Raw genomic sequence first — 20,777 nt, 5'->3', positions numbered from 1 at the left:
CGGGCATTCTGCCCTGAGCGTCCGGACACGCGAACGCCGCCCCCGCCACATCCACCCGAACCGTCATCCTCTTCCCCGTCTCATCGGTAAACGCGCGGGACACGCGCCCCGATCCTTGTCACGATCTCATGGGTGATCGTCCCGAGGGAATCCGCCCATTCCTGCGTGGTCGGCTCGCCGTACGCGCCGGAACCGAACAGGAGCACCTCGTCGCCCTCCGCCAGTGTGTCGTCGCCGACATCGATCATGAACTGGTCCATGCAGATCCGCCCGGCGATCCCGCGCCTGCGCCCGGCGGCCAGCACCTCGACGCGGCCGGACGCCTGCCGCGGAATGCCGTCGGCATACCCGAGCGGCACCAGGCCAAGCGTCGTCTCGCGATCGGTGACGTAATGGTGTCCGTAGGAGACACCGGTGCCCACGGGCACCCGCTTGGCGACCGCGATCCTCGCCACCAGCGTCATCGCCGGGCGCAGCCCGAAGTCGCCCAGCTCGGGGATCGGGCTCAGCCCGTAGACGGCGATGCCCGGCCGCACCATGTCGTAGCGGGTCTGCGGCAGCGTCATGGTGGCCGCCGAGTTGGCCAGGTGCCTGATGACGTGGGAACCGCCCGCGCCGGCCTTCTCCGCCACCGCGAGCGCCTCGTCGAACCTGGCGATCTGCACCTCGATCGACGGATGGCCGGGCATGTCGGCGCAGGCCAGGTGCGACCAGAGCCCGACGATCCGCACCGCTCCCTCGGCCGCCGCGGCCATCGCCCGGTCGACGAGGCCGCCCCACTCGGCGGCCGTGGCCCCACCGCGCGTGATGCCGGTGTCGGCCTTCAGGTGGATCATCGCCGTACGGCCGGTGCGCCGCGCGGCCGCGACGATGTCGTCGAGCAGCCAGGCCGTGCCGGTGGAGAGCTCCACGTCGGCGATCAGCGCGTCGTCGAGGCGCTCGCCCGGCGTGATGATCCACGACAGGATCGGCGCGGTGACGCCGGCCTGCCGCAGCTCCAGGGCCTCGGCGACGAAGGCGGTGCCGAGCCTGTCCACACCGGCGGCGATGACCTCGCGCGCGCACGGGACCAGGCCGTGACCGTAGGCGTCGGCCTTGACGGCCGCCATCATCTCGGCGCCACCGGCGTGCTCGCGCAACAGCCCGACGTTGTGCCGGATGGCCGCGAGATCGACTCGCGCCTCAGTCGGGGAACTCATCCACCCAGTCTGGCAGGCGCGCCTTCCCGATGAGACACCTTCCTGAGCGCGGCGGGCAGGGCGGTGACCACGTCCGCCGCCGCGATCGCCGTGCCCCCGGCGGCGATCCCGCCGGCGACGCCGTGCAGATAGGCCGCGCACGACGCCGCGTCGTAACAGCTCAGACCGGCGGCCAGCAGCGTGCCCGCGATCCCGGACAGCACGTCGCCGGTGCCCGCGGTCGCCAGCCAGGGCGAGCCGGTGGTGTTGACCCGCACCGGTGGGCCCGACCCGGTCAGGGGCTCGGCGACCAGGGTCGTCGAGCCCTTGAGCAGGACGGTCACCCCCAGCTCCGCCGCCGCCGCGCGCACATGCTCCAGCCGCGCCGCCTCGATGTGCTCCCTGGGCACCCCGAGCAGCCGGGACAGCTCGCCCGCGTGCGGCGTGACGAGCACCGGCGCCCTGCGGCGGAGCAGCGACCTGTCGGCGGCGACCACGGTCAGCCCGTCGGCGTCGATCAGCACGGGGACGTCGCTCGCCAGCACGGACGCGGCCACCTGGTGCGCGTCGGCATCGGTGCCCAGGCCGGGGCCGAGCACCCACGCCTGGACCCGGCCCACGCCGCCGACGCCCTCGCCCGGCCGCAGCGTCGTGATCACCGCCTCGGGCCAGTGGTTCCTGACGACCGACACCGGTTGCTCCTGCCCGGCGTAGCGGACCATGCCCGCTCCCGAACGGATCGCGCCGCCCACCGAGAGCACGGCCGCGCCGGTGAACCGGGCTCCACCGGCCGCGATGCCGACGACCCCCCTGCGGTACTTGTCGGACTCGGCCCCCGGCCGTGGCAGCAGGCCGGAGACGTCGGCGTCGGTCAGCGCGGTCACGTCCGGGTCCGGCAGATACGGGCCGAGGCCGATGTCGACCAACTCGACCCGCCCGGCGTACTCCGCGCCGGGATCCACCAGCAGGCCCGTCTTGAGCGCGCCGAAGGTCACCGTGAGGCTCGCCCTGACGGCGTTCCCCTCGACCTGGCCGCTGCCCGCCGCCACGCCGCTCGGCACGTCCACCGCGACCACCACGCCCGGCGCTTCGCAGGCGACCGCGGCCAGCCCGGCGTACGGCTCGCGCAGCGCGCCCGAGCCGCCGATGCCGACCAGTCCGTCCACGATCAGGTCGGCGCGCCCGGCCACCTCGCGCGCCCTTGCGAGATCCGCCACCCGGCCGCCCGCCTGCCGCAGGGCCGCCAGCGCCTCCTGGTGGGTGCGGGACCCGGCGAGGACCGCCTCGACCCTGGCTCCCCTGCGGGCCAGCCTGGCTCCGGCGTAGAGGGCGTCGCCGCCGTTGTCGCCGCCGCCGGCCAGGATGACCACCCGCGCGCCGTACAGGCCCCTGCCGAGGGCTCCGGCGCAGGCGGCGGCGAGGCCGGCGGCGGCGCGTTGCATGAGGGCGCCCTCGGGCAACAGCGCCATGAGCGTCCGCTCGGCGGCCCGGATCTGGTCGGAGGTGTAGGCGGCACGCATGGTGCCGACGCTATCTCTCGGCGATCACGTAGGCGATGGCGACGCTCCCGTCGTGGGTGAGGGAGATGTGCCAGGTGCGCACCCCGAGCTCGGCGGCCCGCTCGGCGACGGAGCCCGACACCTTCAGCTCGGGACGGCCGTGCTCGACCGTCACCACCTCCGCGTCGAGGTGCCGCAACCCCGGCGGCGCGCCGAGCGCCTTGGCCACCGCCTCCTTGGCCGCGAACCGCGCCGCCAGCGACTCGACGGACAGCCCGCGCTCGCCCTCGGTGAACAGCCGCGTCCGCAGTTGGGGGGTGCGTTCCAGCGTGGCCGCGAACCGCGGCAGGTCCACGACGTCGATCCCGATACCCACGATCACCCGCACAGGCTAACCCTGAGATGCGACCGCACGCCCCGGTTCGGGCGCCCCATCCGGATCTGTTTGGCTACGACGCCACGCGCCGGGACTCGGACGCTCACACCGGGACCCCGCGCACCGCCACCCACACGTTCACACCCGGCGGCTTCTCTCGTCACTCAGACGCTCCTCGGCCCAGCCACCGACATGCCCGAACCCACCCCGCGACCCAGATGCTCACACCCGGCGGCTTCCCCCGTCACTCAGACGCTCCTCAGTCCAGCCACCGACACGCCCGAACCCACCCCGCGACCCAGATGCTCACACCCGGCGGCTTCCCCCGCCCAGCCACCCGACGCGCCCGGATCGTCAGAGGCCGCCGCGACTCCAGGGGCCCCAGATGGCGTAGGACAGGCCTCGGATGGATTGGACGTTCACGTAGAGGGTGTGGCCGCCGGGGCCGAAGGTCGTGCCCGCGAACTCGGCCCCCGTGTCACCGGCGACCGGTGCGAGCCGTGCGAAGTCGAAGATCTCGCCCTTGCGGGTGAGGCCGCGCAGGTAGTTGTCGCCGGCGCCGTCCTCGCACAGGATCAGGGTGCCGCGCGGGCTGGTGGTGATGTTGTCGGGCAGGTCCAGGGCCATCGAGCCCGGCGACTCGTAGACCAGCCGCAGCCTGCCTCGCGCGGTGTCGTAGGCCCACACCTGGCCGCGTCCCTTGCCGAACCCCGGCTGCGGCTCGTCGCCCCTGGCGGTCGCCCCGCCCTGGGTCGAGGTGAAGTAGACGCTCCCGCGATGGGTGATCGCCCCTTCGAGCCGGGAGAAGATCGCCGCGCCCCGCTTCCTGCCCTGCGCGCCGACCGCCTGGATCGCCGTGTCGTTGTCGGGCCTGCCGGTGAAGGCCGGATCGGGGTCCTCGATGTCCACCCAGGTGACGTCGAAGGCCGCGCCGCGCCGCTGACCGGTGGACAGGTCCTTGCCGGGTTCGCCTCGTACGGCGAGCATCTGCAGCCGGCCCCCGTCGAGGATGCGCCCGGCCCGCATCGGGTTCTTCGGCGGGATATAGCGGTAGAAGCCCGATGGAAAATTGAAGTTGTCCTCGGTGAGATAGATCGCCTCGGTGGCCGGATCGAAGGCGGCGGATTCGTGGGCGAAGCGCCCGGCCGAGCGGATCGGCCCCGACGCGGCCCCGCGCAGCGGCACCTCGAAGATGTATCCGTGCTTCTTCTTCAGCTTGGAGTTGTCGCCGCCGGAGAAGTCGTTCCCCACGTCAGGCCCGTTGACCGTCTCCTCGCAGCTCACCCATGATCCCCAGGGCATGGGCCCGCCGGAACAGTTGAGCAGGGTGCCGTTCAGGCTCGGCCTCGATTCGATCACCTTGCCGCGCCGGGTGACCCGGAGTGTCGCCGTCCCGCCCCCGGCGGCCGGGTCGTAGGCCCTGCCGAGGTCGCCGAACGCGCCCACCGGCCCGTTGACCTCGTGGTTGCGGATCAGGATCGCGTCGCCCCCCGGCCCGCGGAAGGCGGCCATCCCGTCGTGTCGCCCCGGCGTCACGCTCCCGTCGGTGAACCGCTCGCCCGCCCCGTTGAACGAGCGGTAGGCGAAGCCCTCGGGGAGGTGCAGCCGGACCTCGCCGTCGCGCGCGTCGGGGACCTTCGTCAGCGGCCCGTAGCCGTGCACCGGACGCGGACTGCCCTGCCGCCCCGCCTGGGCGACCCCGGCGTAGGGTCCGTCGGCGCAGCCCGCCGCGGCCAGCACGGCACTCCCCGCCAGGAAAAGGCGGCGCTCCATGTGCGGCTCCCTGCTCACGTGGCGGCTCACGACACGCGTATGACACCACGAATGACCATGAAATGACCGTGAATGACCGTATGTCGGGATTTCGCTTATCCACCCTCGCCCGAGCACGTCTCTTTCCCCATTCGGCCCCGAAGTAATCCCATGTATTTATCCACAGCCTGTGGAGGACCCAGGTCCAACCGGCGGACGGGCACTCAGTAGGCTGCCCGTCATGGTCAACGGGTCACCTGCGGTCACGGCATCGCCGTACGTCGAGCTGAGCCGGGAGCAGTGGCGCGATCTGCGCAAAAGCACCCCGCTCACACTCACCGCCGAAGAGCTCGAAGAGTTGCGCGGCGTACAGGACCCCATCGACCTGGCCGAGGTCACCGACATCTACCTGCCGCTCACCCGGCTGCTCAACCTCCATTTCACCGGAGCGCGGCAGCGTGGCGCCGCGGTGAGCGCCTTCCTCGGCGAGAAGGAACCGCCCCCGCCGTACATCCTGGGCATCGCCGGCAGCGTCGCGGTGGGCAAGTCGACCACGGCCCGGCTGTTGCACACGCTGCTGGCCCGCTGGCCCGAGCACCCCAAGGTCGAGCTGATCACCACCGACAGCTTCCTGTATCCCAACCAGGTCCTGGCCGACAAGGGGATCACTGAACGCAAGGGGTTCCCCGAGAGCTACGACCGCCGGGCGCTGGTGAGGTTCATCGCGGCGGTCAAGGCGGGCCAGGCCGAGGTCGCCGCGCCGGTCTACAGCCACCTGGAGTACGACATCGTGCCCGGCGCCCGGCAGACCGTCACCAGGCCCGACATCCTCATCGTCGAGGGCCTCAACGTCCTGCAGCCCGCGCCGCCCACCTCCCTCGCCGTGTGCGACTACTTCGACTTCTCCATCTACGTCGACGCCAAGGTCGAGGACGTCCGCACCTGGTACATCGAGCGTTTCCAGAAGCTGCGCCGCACGGCCTTCGCCGATCCCAAGTCCTACTTCAAATACGTCGCCGCGCTGTCCGAGACCGAGGCCGTCGAGTTCGCGCGAAACGTGTGGCGCGAGGTCAACGAGCGCAACCTGGTGGAGAACATCGCGCCCACCCGGGGCAGGGCCGGGCTCGTCCTCCAGAAAGGCGCCGACCACGCGGTGCGCAGGGTACGGCTGCGCCGCACCTGAATAGTGTTGACCTCGTGCTACACATCAGGGTGATCAGCCCCGCCTCGCTCACCGGCGAGGCCGTCTCCTTCCTGGAGAAGGCGACGGGCGTCACCAACCTCGTGACGCTGCCGGGCGCGGCCCGGAAGCCCGAGGGCGACCTGCTGCTCTTCGACGTGGCGCGGGAGGCCGCCAACGACGTGATCCGGCATCTCAAGCAGCTCCGTCTCAACGTGGTCGGCTCCATCTCCGTCGGGCATATCGACCTGTCGCTGTCGGAGGCCGCCGCGCGGGCGGAGGAGGAGGCGCCGGGCGAGAGCGACGACGCCGTCGTCTGGGAGGCGCTGGCCCGGCGGGTCTCGCAGGAAAGCCGGGTCACCTGGGCGTACCTCGCGTTCCTGGCGATAGCTGTGCAGATCACCGCGATCGGGGTGCTGGTCGACTCCACCATCCTGATCGTCGGCGGCATGGTGCTCGGGCCCGAGTTCGGCCCGGTGTCCGCCGTCTGCTTCGGACTGCTCAACGGCAGATGGCGGCTGGTCGCGCAGGCGAGCCGTACCCTCGTCATCGGTTTCACCTTGGCGATCGCCATCACCCTCGCGTGCACCGCCGTCTCGCGCGGCCTGGGCTGGCTCGACTACCAGATGCTCCTGGAGGGGCACGAGGAAGTGCAGTTCATCGTCAAGCCGGACAGATGGTCGTTCATCGTCGCGCTGCTCGCCGGGGCGGCCGGAGTCCTGTCGACCACGGCGGGCAAGTCGTCGGCGCTGATCGGCGTGTTCATCTCGGTCACGACCGTTCCGGCGGCCGGATACGCGGCCCTGGCCCTCGCCCTCGGCCAGTGGGAAGAGGTCGGCGGATCGGTGACGCAGCTCGCCGTCAACATCACCGGCATGATCATCTCAGGCACCGCGACGCTCTACCTCCAGCGCTTCCTGTGGTCCAGGTACGGCAGGCAGGCCCCGACCCAGCTCATGCGGCACCTCAGAGGGGGCCCAGGCCCTGAAGGATGAGCGAGACTTCCTACGTTTGGACGAGGTGGCGGCCATCCGGCGGGGGGTAGTGTCCGGATCATGACGATCCTCGCCACCGAGGGGCTCACCAGACGCTTCCCCCGGGTCACGGCACTCGACCAGCTCTCGGTCACCGTCGGGCCCGGCGTGACGGGCCTGGTCGGCGCGAACGGCGCGGGCAAGTCCACGCTCATCAAGATCCTGCTGGGTCTTCTCGAACCCACCGCCGGCAACGCCCAGGTGCTCGACATGGATGTCACCACCAGAGGCGCGGAGATCCGGCGAGCCGTGGGCTACATGCCCGAGCACGACTGCCTGCCACCCGACGTGTCCGCGACCGAGTTCGTGGTGCACATGGCCCAGATGTCGGGCCTGCCACGGACCAACGCCCGGGAACGCGCCGCCGACACACTGCGCCACGTGGGCCTCTACGAAGAGCGCTACCGCCCCATCGGGGGCTACTCCACCGGCATGAAACAGCGGGTCAAGCTCGCCCAGGCGCTGGTGCACGACCCCCGTCTCGTCTTCCTCGACGAGCCCACCAACGGCCTCGACCCACAGGGCCGCGACGAGATGCTCGGGCTGATCCGGCGGATCGGCACCGAGTTCGGCATCAGCGTGCTGGTGACCTCACACCTGCTCGGCGAGCTGGAACGGGTCTGCGACCACGTGATCGTGATCGACGGGGGCAAGCTGCTGCGCTCCTCCGCGATCTCGGACTTCACCCAGGCCACGCAGACCGTCGCGGTGGAGGTCGAGGAGGGCCAGGAGCAGCTCGCCGCCCGGCTCGCCGACCTCGGGCAGACCGTGACCCCGCACGGCCGCCTGCTGATGGTGCAGGTCGCCGGACCCGAGACGTACGACGCCGTGCGTGACGCCGTGTGCGACCTCGACCTGCGCCTGATCCGCCTGGAGCAGGGCCGGCAGCGCATCGAGGACGTCTTCCGCGGCTCGGCCGCCGCGCTCGACCTGGCAGGACAGGTGCCCGCATGACCGCGACCCCGATCCACGAGCCGACCGGCGTCATCCACGACATCGGCTACCGCCACTACGACGGGCGGCGGCTCGGCCGCGGCAGCGCGGTCGCCGCGCTGACCCTGCACAGCCTGCGCGGCGTCTTCGGGCTCGGCCGGCCAGCCCGTTCGAAGATCATGCCGTTCGGGCTGCTGGTCGTCATGCTGCTGCCGGCCGTGGTGACCGTCGCCATCATGATGCTGGTGAAACAGCAGGGGATGGGCTACCCCGGCTTCACCGCGACCATGCAGACCGTGCTCGCCATCTTCCTGGCCACCCAGGCCCCCTACCTGGTCGCACCCGACCTGCGCTTCCGCGTGCTGCCGCTCTACCTGTCCAGGCCCGTGACGGTGCTCGACTACGTCGGCGCGAAGCTGGCGGCGATGACGCTGGCGATGCTGGTGCTGATGGTCCTCCCGCTGACCGTGATGTTCCTCGGCGAACTCCTCGCCGACCTGCCGGGACCGGGGCACACCGGGGAATTCTTCGCCGCCCTCGCCACCTCCGTGCTCTACGCGGTGATGCTGGCCTGCGTGGGCACCGCGATCGCCTCGTTCACCCCCAGGCGCGGACTCGGCGTCGCCGCCGTCATCGCCTTCTACCTGCTCACCTCCGCCATCTCCGGGGTGATCTACGGGGTGCTCGCCTCGCTGAGCCGCGACGGCGCCGCGGAGTGGGCGATGCTGATCAACCCGTTCTTCGCCGTCGACGCCGTGCAGGTGTGGCTGTTCGACACCCCGCCGGGGAACGGCGTCGGCTATCCCGACGGGCTCGGCGGCCCCATCGCCCTGCTGGGCGTGCTGGCCCTGATCGCGCTCGCCGTACTGGCTCTGATCATGCGCTACCGGAAGGCGGCCTCCTCATGACCGCGCAGACCGTGGACACCCCGACGGCCACCGCCGGCGCCGCCATCGAGTTGCGCCAGGTCTCGCGCTGGTACGGCAACGTGGTGGCGGTCAACGACGTCACCATGCGCATCGGCCCCGGCGTGACCGGGCTGCTCGGGCCCAACGGGGCGGGCAAGTCGACGCTGTTGCACATGATGGCCGGGTTCCTCGCGCCGTCGGGCGGGGTCGTCACGTTGAACGACCGGCCCATCTGGCGCAACCACGACATCTACCGCCTGATCGGGCTCGTCCCCGAGCGGGAGGCCGTCTACGGCTTCCTCACCGGCCGGCAGTTCGTGCTGTCCAGCGCCCGGCTGCACCGCCTGCCCGACCCGCAGGAGGCCGCACGGCGCGCGCTGGCCACCGTGGAGATGGAGGACGCCGCCGACCGGCGGATCGAAACCTACTCCAAGGGCATGCGCCAGCGGGTGAAGGTCGCCGCCGCCATGGTCCACGACCCGCAGGTGCTGCTCCTCGACGAGCCGTTCAACGGCATGGACCCGCGCCAGCGCATGCACCTGATGGACCTGGTCCGCGCGATGGGCGCCGCCGGGAAGACCATCCTGTTCAGCTCCCACATCCTGGAGGAGGTCGAGCGGGTCGCCGAGCAGATCGAGGTGCTCGTCGCGGGCAGGCACGCCGCCTCCGGCGACTTCCGCGAGATCCGCAGGCGGATGACCGACCGGCCGCACCTGTTCCGCGTCAAGTCGAGCGACGACCGCCGCCTGGCCGCCGCCCTGATCGCCGACGCCTCCTCCGGCTCGGTCTCCGTCTCGGCGGGCGGCCTGGAGATCCAGGCCGTCGACTTCCGGCGCTTCACCTGGCTGCTCCCGCGCGTCGCCCGCGACGCCGGTGTCCACGTCTACCAGGTGGCCCCATCCGACGAGGACCTGGAAAGCGTGTTCTCCTATCTGATCAACCGGAGTAGCTGATGAACCCTGTTGTCGCCGGAATCAGCTACCGGGCCGTGCTCGGGCGGCGGCGCGTCTGGTTGCTGATCCTGCTGCCGCTGGTGCTGATCGGCCTCTCCGCACTGCTGCTCGCCTTCGGCAGCGCCGACGAGCGGTCGGCGGTGCTGCTCATGGAGAAGTTCGCCATCGGCACCATGCTGCCCCTGCTCGGCCTGATCGTCGGCACCGGGGTGATCGCGCCGGAGATCGACGACGGCACCATCATCCACCTGCTCTCCAAGCCGATCTCCCGGCCCGTCATCGCCCAGACGAAGTTCCTGGTCGCGGCCTCCCTGCTGATCCTCTTCGCCGCCGTGCCCACCTTCGTCGCGGCCTACCTCCTGGTCAGCGGTGAGTCCGGCATCGCGTTCGGCTTCGCGGTCGGCTCCCTCGCCGGCGGCGTGGCCTACGCGGCCCTGTTCCTGCTGCTGGGCGTGTTCACCAAACACGCGGTGGCAATCGGCCTCGTCTACGCCCTGATCTGGGAGTCCGTCGTCGGCGGCTTCGTCCCCGGCGCCCGCGACTTCTCCATCCAGCAGTGGGCCCAGTCGATCGCCGACCAGATCTCCGTCTCCAGCTACCAGACCTCCACCGTCGCCCTGGGCTTCGCCATTCCCGCCCTGATCATCGTCACCCTCGGCGCGGTCGTCTGGTCCGGCCAGCGCCTGCGCTCCTTCTCCCTGACCGGCGACGAGTGACCAACGCGAAAAACCCCCGGCCTCTCTCGCGAGAGCGCCGGGGGTTCGACGTGTTCAGACGCAGGTGGTACGGACGATGTCGGCCAGCGCGGTGGCCACGAGATTCGCCTGGTCGTGGGAGGAGGCCTCGACCATGACGCGAATCATGGGCTCGGTGCCGCTGGGACGGATCAGGACCCGGCCGGTCTCGCCCAGGTCGGCCTCGGCCCGCGCGATGGCGGCGGCCAAATCGGCGGAGGCCACGGCCTTGGCCTTGTCGATGTCCCTGACGTTGATCAGCACCTGGGGCAGCCGGGTCATCACCGACGCGAGGTCGGCCAGCGAGCGTCCCTCACGGGCCACCTCGGCCAGCAGGTGCAGCGAGGTCAGCAGGCCGTCCCCGGTGGTGGCGTGGTCGAGCAGCAGGACGTGTCCCGACTGCTCGCCGCCGAGGTTGTAGCCCCCGGCCTTCATCGCCTCCAGGACGTAACGGTCGCCCACGGCGGTCTCGATCACCTGCATCCCGGCGTTCCGCAGTGCGATCTTGAAGCCCAGGTTGGACATGACGGTCGCCACCACCGTGTCCTCGGCGAGCTGTCCCTGCGCGCGCATCGCCATCGCCAGGATGGCCATGATCTGGTCACCGTCGACGATCTCACCGGTGTGGGTCACCGCGAGACAACGGTCGGCGTCACCGTCGTAGGCGATCCCGAGGTCGGCCCCGCGCGACACGACGACCTGCTGGAGCTTGTCCAGATGGGTCGAACCGCAGCCCTCGTTGATGTTCAGCCCGTCGGGACGCGCCCCGATGGCCTCCACCTGGGCTCCCGCACGCAGCAACGCCTCCGGGGCGACCACGTGGGCCGCGCCGTTCGCGCAGTCGACGACGACGTTGAGGCCCTCAAGACGGCGGGGCAACGTGGTCAGCAGGTGCGCGATGTAGCGGTCGGCCTCGCCGTACGCCTCCCGCACCCGGCCGACGGCGGACCCGACAGGGCGCTCCCACTTCTCGCCGAGCCGCTGCTCGATCTCGTTCTCGACCGAGTCGGGAAGCTTGAAGCCGCCCCTGGCCAGGAACTTGATGCCGTTGTCCGGCGCGGGATTGTGCGAGGCCGAGAGCATGACGCCGAGGTCTGCTCCGAGCGCGGAGGTGAGGTACGCGACCGCGGGCGTGGGCAGCACGCCCAGCCGGAGCACGTCGACCCCTGACGACGCGAGGCCGGCGACCACTGAGGCCTCGAGGAACTCCCCCGAGGCACGCGGGTCCCGGCCCACGACGGCGACCGGGCGGCCACGCCGCCCGGTGCTGCCCACGAACGCGCCGGCATCCCCGAGGACGTGAGCCGCCGCGACCGAGAGGTCCATGGCGAGCTCGGCCGTGAGGTCGCGACCCGCGACCCCACGTACCCCGTCGGTGCCGAAAAGGCGGCTCGTCAACGCTTGCTGTACTGGGGAGCCTTACGGGCCTTCTTGAGACCGGCCTTGTAGCGCTCCTTCTTCCTGGAGTCGCGAGTCAGGAAGCCGGCCTTCTTCAGCGGCGCGCGGTTGGTCTCCGCGTCGAGCAGGGTGAGCGCGCGGGAGATGCCCATGCGCAGGGCACCGGCCTGGCCGGTCACTCCGCCGCCGTCGATGCGGGCCATGATGTCGAACTGGTCCTCGGCGCCGAGCGTGACGAACGGCTCCTTCACCAGCTGCTGGTGGACCTTGTTCGGGAAGTAGGTGTCCAGCGAGCGGCCGTTGATGGTCCACTTGCCGGTGCCCGGCACGATGCGCACCCGGGCGACAGCCTCCTTGCGGCGGCCGGTGCCGTACGAGTTGCCCGTCGTGATGGGCTTGCGTACGGCCGTCTCGCTACTGCCAGCGGACTCGCTGGTGTACTCGGACGGGAAATTCTCGCCGGAGAGTTCCTCCAGCGCGCCCTCGACGGGCGTCTCGACACCGGTGGGCTCAGCCACGGTTCTCCTCTAACTTTCGTTTCGATGCTCGGCGTCAGCCTCGGCCAACGGTGCTGCTACTGGGCGATCTGGGTGATCTCGAACGGCACCGGCTGCTGCGCCTGGTGCGGGTGCTCGGAGCCGGCGTAGACCTTCAGCTTCTTGGCCATCCTCCGGCCGAGGGCGTTCTTGGGCAGCATGCCCTTGACGGCCTTCTCCACGGCGCGGTCGGGACGCTTCTCCATGAGCTCGCTGTAGGGCACTGCACGCAGGCCGCCGGGGTAACCCGAGTGGCGGTACGCCTTCTTCTGCTCAAGCTTGTTGCCGGTCAGCACGATCTTGTCGGCGTTGATGACGATGACGAAGTCACCGGTGTCGACGTGGGGCGCGAAGATCGCCTTGTGCTTACCGCGGAGCAGCGTCGCGACGTGGCTGGCCAGCCGGCCCAGGACGACATCGGCGGCGTCGATGACGTACCACTGACGCTGGACGTCGGCGGGCTTCGGTGAGTACGTGCGCACGGTCGTAGGCCTTCTTTGCTCGCGTCTTCTGGGCTGTCGGAAGAGACAGCTGGTGGTCGGAGGTGCGGGCACACGACAGCCCGGACCTTCCGTCTCCACGCAACGGGAGATGACGCCGGACGCGCCGCACACCAGTCACGAGAGGACTGGTCCGCACACAACGAAATAGCAGACTACCGACCCTGGCACTCACAGGTCAAAACGACAGGGCCGACCAACAGCTTACCGGGATCCGTCGAGGGTTCCGACTACGAATGACAGAACGGTTGAATCTCGTTACGTCTATCCTCTTCTACCCCAAGACCTAACATCTCTATCGTTGATTGCGGTATGCGCCAGCCCTCTCGCCCCCGGCATCCCCAGCGGAACTTCCGGCGCCGGAATCATCTGGGGGCGTTGGCGTGCCTCGTGGCGGTGCTGATCACCGGAATCGTGATCGGCCGGGAGTCTCGCGGCCCCGACGTACCGGATCAGGTCTACCTCAACAACGCCGCCCCTCGCGTCCTCTCGCCCGAACCCACGCGCGAGCCGAAGGAGGACCACGCGAAGAAGGGGACGCAGAGCCGCGCCCCCCTAGGGGTGGTGATCCGCCCCACCCCGGTCAGGACACTGACCGCCAAACGGACCAAGCCGCCCACCAGCGTCACCAAGCAGCCGCCGCGCAACTCCATCCCCGGCTCCCTGGAGACCACGCAGAGCCAGACGGTCGTGGGCCCCGACCTGGGCGAGAAGGCGGACGAGGGCCAGTTCTCCACGATGGAGGACGAGGTCGTCCGGTTGACCAACAACGCACGGCGCAAGCAGCGGTGCCGGCCGCTCAGGATCGACTCCAGGCTCGCCCAGTCCGCGCGGCTGCACTCGGCGGAGATGGCCGAGAGCAATCATTTCGCGCACAATTCCCCCGACGGAACCTCACCGTGGACGCGCATGGAACGGGCCGGTTATCCCAACGGCGGCGCGGAGAACATCGGCCGCGGCTATCAGAGCGCCGAAGAGGCGGTACGCGGCTGGATGGGCAGCCCCAGCCACCGTGCGAACATCCTCAACTGCTCCCTGACGGCCATCGGCGTGGGCGTCGCCGACGGGGCCGGCGGACCATGGTGGACGCAGGACTTCGGATATTCGTGACCTGTTCTGTGCGGGTTCACAGCTAATCTCGGCGCATGGGTTTTCCCGGGGAACCGCCACGACGCCAGCCGTACCACGACCCTGACTCCGCCCCACCTGGGGAGAGCTGGTTCGACGCCGCACCGCGCGACGAACCGGGCCGCCGCGAGCGGGGAGCCGGTCCTGAGCCTGTCCTGCCGTACGGCAAGGAGCCGGAGCCCGGCCAGCCGCAGGGCAGAGGCCCGGCTCCCGGGCCGGGCCCCGGCCCCGACGACGGGCCGCCGCGCGCTGCCGGCCGCCGCGCGCGCGAGGCAGGCCCCTTCTTCAGCCCCGGGCCCGACTCCCGGCCTCCGGGCGGCGAGGCCGGCCACCCGTACGGCGGGAGCGGCCCGGAGGAGGCCGGCGGCCCGGAGGGTCCGGGCGACAAGGGCAAGGGGACGCCGGGGAGGCGCCGGCGGGGGAAGGATCCTGAGGCCGCGAAGCCGGCGGAGTCCCCGGCGGGCAAGGATCCCGCGGGCAGGAAGTCGTCGGGGAAGGAGTCTTCGGGCCTGACCCCGCCGCCGCGCCGCGACATGTGGAGCCCCTATGACGAGGGGCCACGGTCGCGGCGGCCGATCTACATCGCGATCGGCGGGCTTCTCCTGCTGGTGGCGGGGGGCGTCGGACTCTGGATGCTGGGCAACATGGATCCCGACACCAGCGTGACCGCCGACCGGCCGTCCAGTCAGGCGTCGCCCGCGCCGACGCCCCAGGGCCCCGAGGGCAAGGACGGATACGCCGCCTCGCGGTCCACGGACAAGCATCCGCTGACCCTCAAGGAGCTGTTCTCCAAGGAGAAGATCAAGAGCTCCGGCAGGAGTTACACGATGACGACCCGGCGCTCGGACAAGACCTGCAAGGAGGCGGCCACCGGGAGCAAGCTCACCAAGGCGCTGAAGGACGCGAAATGCAACCAGGTGCTGAGGGCCAGCTATCGCGACAAGGCCGGAAAACTCATCGGAACCGTGGGAGTGGCCAACCTGAAGACGGCGAAGCTCGCCGCCAAGGTCGTCAGCGCGGCGGGCGGCGGCAAGCTGGAGGACTATGTCAAGCCGCTGCCCGGCAAGGACGACGTCACCAAGGCCCTCGGCAGCGGGCAGGCCAACGCGGGCGCCTGGCGGCACGGCCACTACGCGGTGCTGCTCTGGTTCCAGTTCAAGGACGGGCACACGCCGACCGACGCCGAGCGCAAGAAACTGAACCAGGCCGCCCGCGACATCACCGACGCCACCGTATTCCCGGCACTGGACTCCAGAGCCCTGACGGGACGGCGCCCCACCTGACCACCAAAACGCCCTAATTCACCTCCAAGCACCACGAAATGGGCGTCGGATCCGGCCATACCGGCATGACGATCTTCGAGCCTCTGTACGCTTCGGCGTATGCGTGGCCAGGATCCCGTGTCCGATCACGAATCTGACACCGACGGCGCGACCGCCCCGGCGACTCCGCCGCCAAGCTTCGGGCAACCCACCGATTCCGCGTCCGCCGACTCCACGCCGTCTCCTGACCACCCCGCAGCGTCACCAACGCCCCCGACCGGCCCATCCGGCGACGTAAGTCCCGGCCCGGGCCACCCCACGGTCGCGGGCCTCCCACCCGAACCGACCACACCCCCCGAACCCCCCGAACCCCGCGAACCCCGCGAACCCCCCGACACCCCGACCGAGCCGCCCACGGCTACCGGCATCCCACCCGCACCACCCACGACCCCGGACATCCCGGACGAATCACTCACGAGCCCGGGGGCTCGGCCCGCCGTCGCCCCCGACGCGCCGGTCTGGCCGTCCACCGGCGCCGCGCCCGTGACGCCTCCTGACCCAGGTCACGTCGCCGCCCACGCGCCGCCGTCCGTGTCCCCGTCCGTGTCCCCGTCCGTGTCCGCGTCCCCGTTCGCGGGCGACGCGGCGTCCTGGCCTGAAGGCCGGCCGGAGACCGCTCCCGGGGCGCCCGGCGGGAGCACGGCGGACCCGCCGTACCCACCGTCGGCCCCGCCGTACCCACCGTCGGCCCCCACCTCGCCCGGCCGGTCATCGGAACCGGCGGCCCCCTGGCACCAGCCTGCCGGGACACCGGCCGCGCGCACGCCCGACCAGGTGTCCCGGTCGTCGGCCGACGACCGGTCCGCGCCGGGGTTCTCGACCGGTGGAGCGGACCCGTGGGAAGTGCCAGGCGACGGCGGCTCCCCCTACGACTGGCACGCCGAACCGGAACCCGGCTACTGGTACGCGGAGCCCGGCTTCGCCGTGCCCGACCAGCCCTGGGGCGCGCAGCGATCCCCTTCGACGCCCGATCCGAACGCCCCCTGGTCCGCCCAGCCCGGCTCCCTCCCGTGGCAGCCCTCCCCCGCCTTCACGGCCGCCGCCGCCGGCATGTCGATCGGCCCCGCCGCCCCCGACGTCCTGTCCTGGCCCGCCGCCACCGGGGAACCCGTCGAAGACCTTCCAGCCGCCGACGATCATCTCCCGTCCGGGACCACCCCCGTCGGCGACGACCACGACCACGACAACCCGCCCGGCACTCCCACCGGCGACGCACGCGACACGTCGAGGACGACGCACACCCCTGACGTGCTCCCGCTCGCCGCGCCGCCCGCCGGCACCGGTTCCCCCACGCTCGCCCGCACGGACCCGGGCGCCGACCCACCTCCTGCCGATGCGGAACGGCACGCCGCGACCGAGTGGTCAGCCACCGCCGTGAGCCCCTCGGAAACGGACCGGGCCGGCGGCGGCGCCCCCCGTCCCGACCCGAGCGGACCGACCCACCCCACGGACTTCGGCCCCGATCCAGGCGAAGCCGCCCAGCACGCGGGACACGACCTGGAGCAGCGTGAGACCCACCACGAAGCCCACGACCTGGCCCCGGGCGAAGCCACCCACCGCGTGGAGCGCGGCCTGGAGCCCGGCGACGTACATGTCTGGCCGCCCCTGTCAGCCGAAGACGACACCAACCCCCGGCTGCCGGCGATCACCGACGACGCAGGAGAGCACGCCGTTCCCGCACCACGCGGGACCACCCCCCCGACCATCGCGAGTAATGACGGCACGGCACCGCCGCTCGCTCCCCCGACCCCGCCGGAATCTCCTGTGACCCAGCAATCGCCTTCAGAGACCAACGGCTCCCGGCCCGCCAGAGGCGGCCCCGAGCATCCTCCCGGCCCTCCCGCCGCCGGCCCGGTTCCCTATCGCGCCCCCGAGCACGACGCGGCACCGGCACACGGCGACCACGACGGGCCACCGATTCTGCAGGGCCGGGTGGAACCAGCGCCCGGAGACCCGCGCCCCTTCCCCCCGCCGCCTCCAGGCGCACCGGCTCCCCGGCACGACCCGCACGGACCGCCCCACGGCGTCCAGAACACGGGATTCCCCCAGTCCGGTCACCCTGCCGGCCCGTCCCATCCGATCACCGGCAACCAGGCGGACCCCATCCCAGCCGACCCGAACCACCCAGGCACCGGCCGGCCGGCCCCTCCCCAGCCAGGGCGCGGCCCGGCGGGCCAGAACCAGCCGGGCCAGGCGTCCGGCCCGAGGGCTCCTGGTACGGCGTCGCACAACGCCCCGCCGACCGGTCCTCCGACGCGCGATCCGGCGCAGCCCAACCACGGCGGTCCCGGCATGCCACCGCCGAGCCTGGGCAACCGGCCTCCCCATGCAGCGTCGCCGGGGAAGCCGTCCGAGACCAGAGCGCCACAGAACGATCCGGCCCCGTGGAACCAGCCTGCCCGGAACCAGACGCTCCCGCCGTTCCCGCCGGACACCCGCGGGGCCAGGGCAGGCCACCCGTCCAAGGTCGGTCGGCCGGACAGCCGGACACCGCAGGCCGACACCCAGGGCCAGGCGCGTCCCCCCGGCCCCCAGGGACCCCAGACGGACACCGGCTGGCAACCCTGGGCCCCGAACACGGGCGGACGCGGCACGCCGCCCGCCGGATCCACCGGGTTCGCGGACCTGCCGACGCCGCCGGATGGCGGCACGCTGACGCCCGAGGTGCCGCGCGGGCCGTTCGTGCCGCCGCAACCCGGGGCCCCGGCCGGGCCCCCGCCGCCGAAGCGGAAGACCGCGGTGATCGCCGCGGGCGCGGCGGTGCTGGTCGCCATGGTGGGCGCGGGCGGTTACCTGGGTTACCAGGCGTGGACGGGACAGGCCCCCACCGGGAACCCGGACGGCACGACGGCGGCGACGCAACCGGCCCCCGAGCCACCGGTCACGGCGCCGCCCGACGCCGGCAAGTCGGTGCTCAACTCGGAGGAGACCGATCCGCAGGCGCTCGCGCTCGACGAGGCCTTCCCCGACAAGAAGGTGAAGGTCTCCGGGATGACGTTCACCTTGGTCAAGACGTCCCTTGTGGGCGACTGCACGAAGGCCGCCACCGGTGACTTCGCGGTCGCCCTGAAGAAGAACGCCTGCAGCCGTGTGCTGCGCGCCACCTACGTCGACAGCAAGAAGCGCTACGCCGTGACGACCGGGATCGCCGTGCTCCCCACCCGGGAGACCGCGATGCAGGCCGACAAGGCGAAGAAGCTGGGCGACAACATCTGGTTCAAGCCGCTGCCCGCCAAGGCCGGGACCGGCGCGGAACGGATCCACATCGCGGGCGGCTACGCGTCCGGACTCGTCTGGGGCCGCTACGTCGTGTTCAGCTACGCCACGAACGCCGACGGCCACACCCCGACCACCAAGGAGAAGGCCATCGGCAAGATCAGCGGCGACTTCCGCGACACCACCGCCCTGGTCCTGGAACGCCGCATCACCGGCTGACCCCTCGACCACCCGCGCCCGAAATCCGCAGCAATCCCGCCGCCATCGACAACGAGGTGGTTTTGCCCGCTCCGTTGAGACCGACCAGGCCGAAGAACGATCCGCACCCGCTCCAGCCGCTCCCGGGACCCGGCGACCCGCCCCGCCACCGACACCACGCGGCACCCGACCCGGAAAGCCGACACCCGAAACCGTCTCCCACCCGAAACGCGGCTCACCCGAAACACTGCGCATCCGAAACCCAACGCTCACGCGAACCCCGACGCGGACATGAAGGCCCGCACCGCACGCGCGCCGCAGATCACGAGCCGCAGGTCACGAGCCGCAGGTCACGAGCCGCAGGTCACGAGCCGCAGGTCACGAGCCGCAGGTCACGAGCCGAGGGTGCGTACCCGGCGGGTCTCTGCGGCGCGGGCGGCGAGCTCGCCAGGCGGCGGGTAACGGACCTCTTCGAGGCACAGCCCGTGGGCGGGTGCGACGTTCACCCCGGCATCCCGTACGGCATTGGCCAGCACCTCGCCGGGCCACTCCACCCCCCGGCGGCCGTCCCCGACGAAGAGCAGGGAGCCGACCAGCGCCCGCACCATCGAGTGACAGAACGCGTCGGCGACCACGGTGGCGACCAGGATCCCGTCGTCCCCTCGTGCCCAGGTGAGTCTCTGAAGCTCGCGGATGGTCGTGGCGCCCTCCCGCTTCTTGCAGAAGGCGGCGAAGTCGTGCTCGCCGAGAAGCCGGGCGGCGGCGGCGTTGAGCGCGTCGGCGTCCAGCGGACGGGAGTGCCACAGGACCTCGCGGCGGCGGAGCGGGTCGACGCCGCCGGGCGCGTCGCTCACCCGGTAGGCGTAGCGGCGGTGCAGGGCGGAGAACCGGGCGTCGAAGCCCCCAGGGGCCACGCTGAGCCGACGAACCCGCACATCCAGTGGCATAACACCACCAAGGCGTCTCAACAGCCCAGGGAGCTGCTCAGCGACTCCCGCCGTCGCGTCGCGTCCGATGGCCTGCACGGCCGCCACCGGAAGGTCCACATGGGCGACCTGACCACGCGCGTGCACCCCGGCGTCCGTACGGCCCGCCACGGTCAGCGCCGGCGCCGGATCGAGCCGAAGGATCTTCCCGAGCGCCGTCTCGATCTCACCCTGCACGGTTCGCCGGCCGGGCTGCACGGCCCAGCCGGAGAAGTCCGTGCCGTCATATCCAAGATCAAGCCGAAGCCGTACGGACTCCATCACATGCTCCAACACTCACGATCACACGCCGTGCGGTGCCGGCGCGGGAAAAGGAACGGGCCCGGCCGCGGATGGCGGCGGGCCCGTTGCGACCTGATGGATCAGGCGTCGTTCTTCTTGTCCTCGGCCGCGGGGGCGTCGGTCTCGGCGGCGTCCGCGGTCTCCTCGGCGGGTGCCTCGGTGACCTCGTCCTTGGCCTCGTCCTTCTCCTCCACCGGGGCCGGAGCCTCAGCGGCGGGGGCCGGGGTCGGGCGGGAGACGCTGACCGGGTTCATCGGCTCGGTGACGAGTTCGATGACCGCCATGGGCGCGTTGTCGCCCTTACGCGGGCCGATCTTGGTGATCCGGGTGTAGCCACCGGGACGCTCCGCGAAGGTCGGGGCGATCTCGGTGAAGAGGTGGTGAACCACACCCTTGTCCTTGACGACGGTCAGCACCTGGCGACGGTTGTGGATGTCGCCCTTCTTGGCCTTGGTGATCAGGCGCTCCGCCACCGGGCGGAGGCGCTTGGCCTTGGACACGGTGGTGCGGATACGGCCGTGCTGGAACAGCTCGGTCGCGAGGTTCGACAGGATCAGCCGCTCGTGAGCCGGGCTGCCGCCGAGACGGGCACCCTTGGCGGGCTTGGGCATCGCGTTCTCCTTTGGATGAACCCGCCCCGGCCGTACTAGGTACCGGGGTCGGG

The 20,777-nt window shown here is 71.4% G+C and carries 19 protein-coding genes; 9 read left to right on the top strand and 10 right to left on the bottom strand.

Annotated elements, in window-relative coordinates:
* Positions 1–80: 80 nt before the first annotated feature.
* From alr to MBA17_RS28350, 4 genes are all read right to left on the bottom strand, one after another.
* Positions 81–1,199 (bottom strand): alanine racemase, encoded by a 1,119-nt coding sequence (gene alr, locus MBA17_RS28365; RefSeq protein WP_238499657.1) that lies wholly within the window; start codon positions 1,197–1,199, stop codon positions 81–83.
* Entirely contained in the window at positions 1,196–2,698 is a 1,503-nt protein-coding gene (locus MBA17_RS28360) for an NAD(P)H-hydrate dehydratase (protein ID WP_238499656.1), read from the bottom strand. Before MBA17_RS28360 ends, alr begins: the two co-directional genes overlap by 4 nt.
* A gap of 10 nt (positions 2,699–2,708) precedes the next feature.
* Positions 2,709–3,059 carry a holo-ACP synthase gene (locus tag MBA17_RS28355; RefSeq protein WP_238499655.1) on the bottom strand — a complete coding sequence of 117 codons (351 nt, stop codon included), beginning with the start codon at positions 3,057–3,059 and terminating at the stop codon, positions 2,709–2,711.
* A gap of 348 nt (positions 3,060–3,407) precedes the next feature.
* A complete protein-coding gene (locus MBA17_RS28350) occupies positions 3,408–4,826 on the bottom strand; it encodes a PhoX family protein (RefSeq protein ID WP_238499654.1) in 1,419 nt (472 codons plus the stop codon).
* Between the two features lie 220 nt (positions 4,827–5,046).
* Here MBA17_RS28350 and coaA point away from each other — a divergent pair, with 220 nt between their 5' ends.
* Genes coaA through MBA17_RS28320 form a run of 6 tightly spaced genes read left to right on the top strand, consistent with a single transcriptional unit; the run spans position 5,047 to position 10,529 of the window.
* The gene (gene coaA / locus MBA17_RS28345) at positions 5,047–5,988 is read left to right on the top strand and encodes a type I pantothenate kinase (RefSeq protein ID WP_238499653.1); all 942 of its coding nucleotides are present in this window, start codon (positions 5,047–5,049) and stop codon (positions 5,986–5,988) included.
* 14 nt (positions 5,989–6,002) lie between these two features.
* A complete protein-coding gene (locus MBA17_RS28340) occupies positions 6,003–6,980 on the top strand; it encodes a DUF389 domain-containing protein (RefSeq protein ID WP_238499652.1) in 978 nt (325 codons plus the stop codon).
* A gap of 60 nt (positions 6,981–7,040) precedes the next feature.
* Positions 7,041–7,973 carry an ABC transporter ATP-binding protein gene (locus tag MBA17_RS28335; protein ID WP_238499651.1) on the top strand — a complete coding sequence of 311 codons (933 nt, stop codon included), beginning with the start codon at positions 7,041–7,043 and terminating at the stop codon, positions 7,971–7,973.
* Positions 7,970–8,860: an ABC transporter permease gene (locus MBA17_RS28330; RefSeq protein WP_238499650.1), complete on the top strand. Its 891-nt coding sequence runs from the start codon at positions 7,970–7,972 to the stop codon at positions 8,858–8,860. Before MBA17_RS28335 ends, MBA17_RS28330 begins: the two co-directional genes overlap by 4 nt.
* Positions 8,857–9,813 carry an ABC transporter ATP-binding protein gene (locus MBA17_RS28325; protein ID WP_238499649.1) on the top strand — a complete coding sequence of 319 codons (957 nt, stop codon included), beginning with the start codon at positions 8,857–8,859 and terminating at the stop codon, positions 9,811–9,813. The genes MBA17_RS28330 and MBA17_RS28325 overlap by 4 nt, the downstream gene beginning before the upstream one ends.
* Positions 9,813–10,529 carry an ABC transporter permease subunit gene (locus MBA17_RS28320; RefSeq protein WP_238499648.1) on the top strand — a complete coding sequence of 239 codons (717 nt, stop codon included), beginning with the start codon at positions 9,813–9,815 and terminating at the stop codon, positions 10,527–10,529. Before MBA17_RS28325 ends, MBA17_RS28320 begins: the two co-directional genes overlap by 1 nt.
* A gap of 54 nt (positions 10,530–10,583) precedes the next feature.
* On the opposite strand, the gene glmM is transcribed toward MBA17_RS28320, so the two are convergent.
* From glmM to rplM, 3 genes are read right to left on the bottom strand one after another with little or no spacing between them, the layout of a single operon-like run.
* Entirely contained in the window at positions 10,584–11,945 is a 1,362-nt protein-coding gene (gene glmM / locus MBA17_RS28315) for a phosphoglucosamine mutase (protein ID WP_238499647.1), read from the bottom strand.
* Positions 11,942–12,463, bottom strand: coding sequence for a 30S ribosomal protein S9 (gene rpsI, locus MBA17_RS28310; protein ID WP_238499646.1), 522 nt, complete (start codon positions 12,461–12,463; stop codon positions 11,942–11,944). The genes glmM and rpsI overlap by 4 nt, the downstream gene beginning before the upstream one ends.
* Before the next feature lie 56 nt (positions 12,464–12,519).
* Positions 12,520–12,963 (bottom strand): 50S ribosomal protein L13, encoded by a 444-nt coding sequence (rplM, locus tag MBA17_RS28305; protein WP_238499645.1) that lies wholly within the window; start codon positions 12,961–12,963, stop codon positions 12,520–12,522.
* Positions 12,964–13,371: 408 nt separating this feature from the next.
* On the opposite strand from rplM, the gene MBA17_RS28300 reads away from it, so the two are divergent.
* Together MBA17_RS28300 and MBA17_RS28295 are read left to right on the top strand one after the other, a co-directional pair.
* The gene (locus MBA17_RS28300; RefSeq protein WP_238499644.1) at positions 13,372–14,091 is read left to right on the top strand and encodes a CAP domain-containing protein; all 720 of its coding nucleotides are present in this window, start codon (positions 13,372–13,374) and stop codon (positions 14,089–14,091) included.
* Positions 14,092–14,126: 35 nt separating this feature from the next.
* On the top strand, positions 14,127–15,392 hold the full coding sequence (locus tag MBA17_RS28295) for a hypothetical protein (protein WP_238499643.1): 1,266 nt from the start codon (positions 14,127–14,129) through the stop codon (positions 15,390–15,392).
* Between the two features lie 542 nt (positions 15,393–15,934).
* On the opposite strand, the gene MBA17_RS28290 is transcribed toward MBA17_RS28295, so the two are convergent.
* On the bottom strand, positions 15,935–16,195 hold the full coding sequence (locus MBA17_RS28290) for a hypothetical protein (RefSeq protein ID WP_238499642.1): 261 nt from the start codon (positions 16,193–16,195) through the stop codon (positions 15,935–15,937).
* Between the two features lie 10 nt (positions 16,196–16,205).
* Between MBA17_RS28290 and MBA17_RS28285 the strand changes: the two genes are divergently transcribed.
* Complete coding sequence (locus tag MBA17_RS28285; RefSeq protein WP_238499755.1) at positions 16,206–18,866, top strand: hypothetical protein; 2,661 nt, start codon at positions 16,206–16,208, stop codon at positions 18,864–18,866.
* A gap of 371 nt (positions 18,867–19,237) precedes the next feature.
* Here MBA17_RS28285 and truA read toward each other — a convergent pair whose 3' ends face one another.
* Both truA and rplQ read right to left on the bottom strand, forming a co-directional pair.
* Complete coding sequence (gene truA / locus MBA17_RS28275) at positions 19,238–20,092, bottom strand: tRNA pseudouridine(38-40) synthase TruA (RefSeq protein ID WP_238499641.1); 855 nt, start codon at positions 20,090–20,092, stop codon at positions 19,238–19,240.
* A gap of 101 nt (positions 20,093–20,193) precedes the next feature.
* Positions 20,194–20,724, bottom strand: a complete 531-nt coding sequence (gene rplQ / locus MBA17_RS28270; protein WP_238499640.1) for a 50S ribosomal protein L17 — start codon at positions 20,722–20,724, stop codon at positions 20,194–20,196.
* Positions 20,725–20,777: the final 53 nt, after the last annotated feature.

The sequence above is a fragment of the Dolomitihabitans soli genome (assembly GCF_022213955.1).
Taxonomy (GTDB): domain Bacteria; phylum Actinomycetota; class Actinomycetes; order Streptosporangiales; family Streptosporangiaceae; genus Streptosporangium_A; species Streptosporangium_A soli.
The sequence above is the reverse complement of the archived record's forward strand: the minus strand, read 5'-3'. Positions and strand labels throughout refer to the sequence as shown.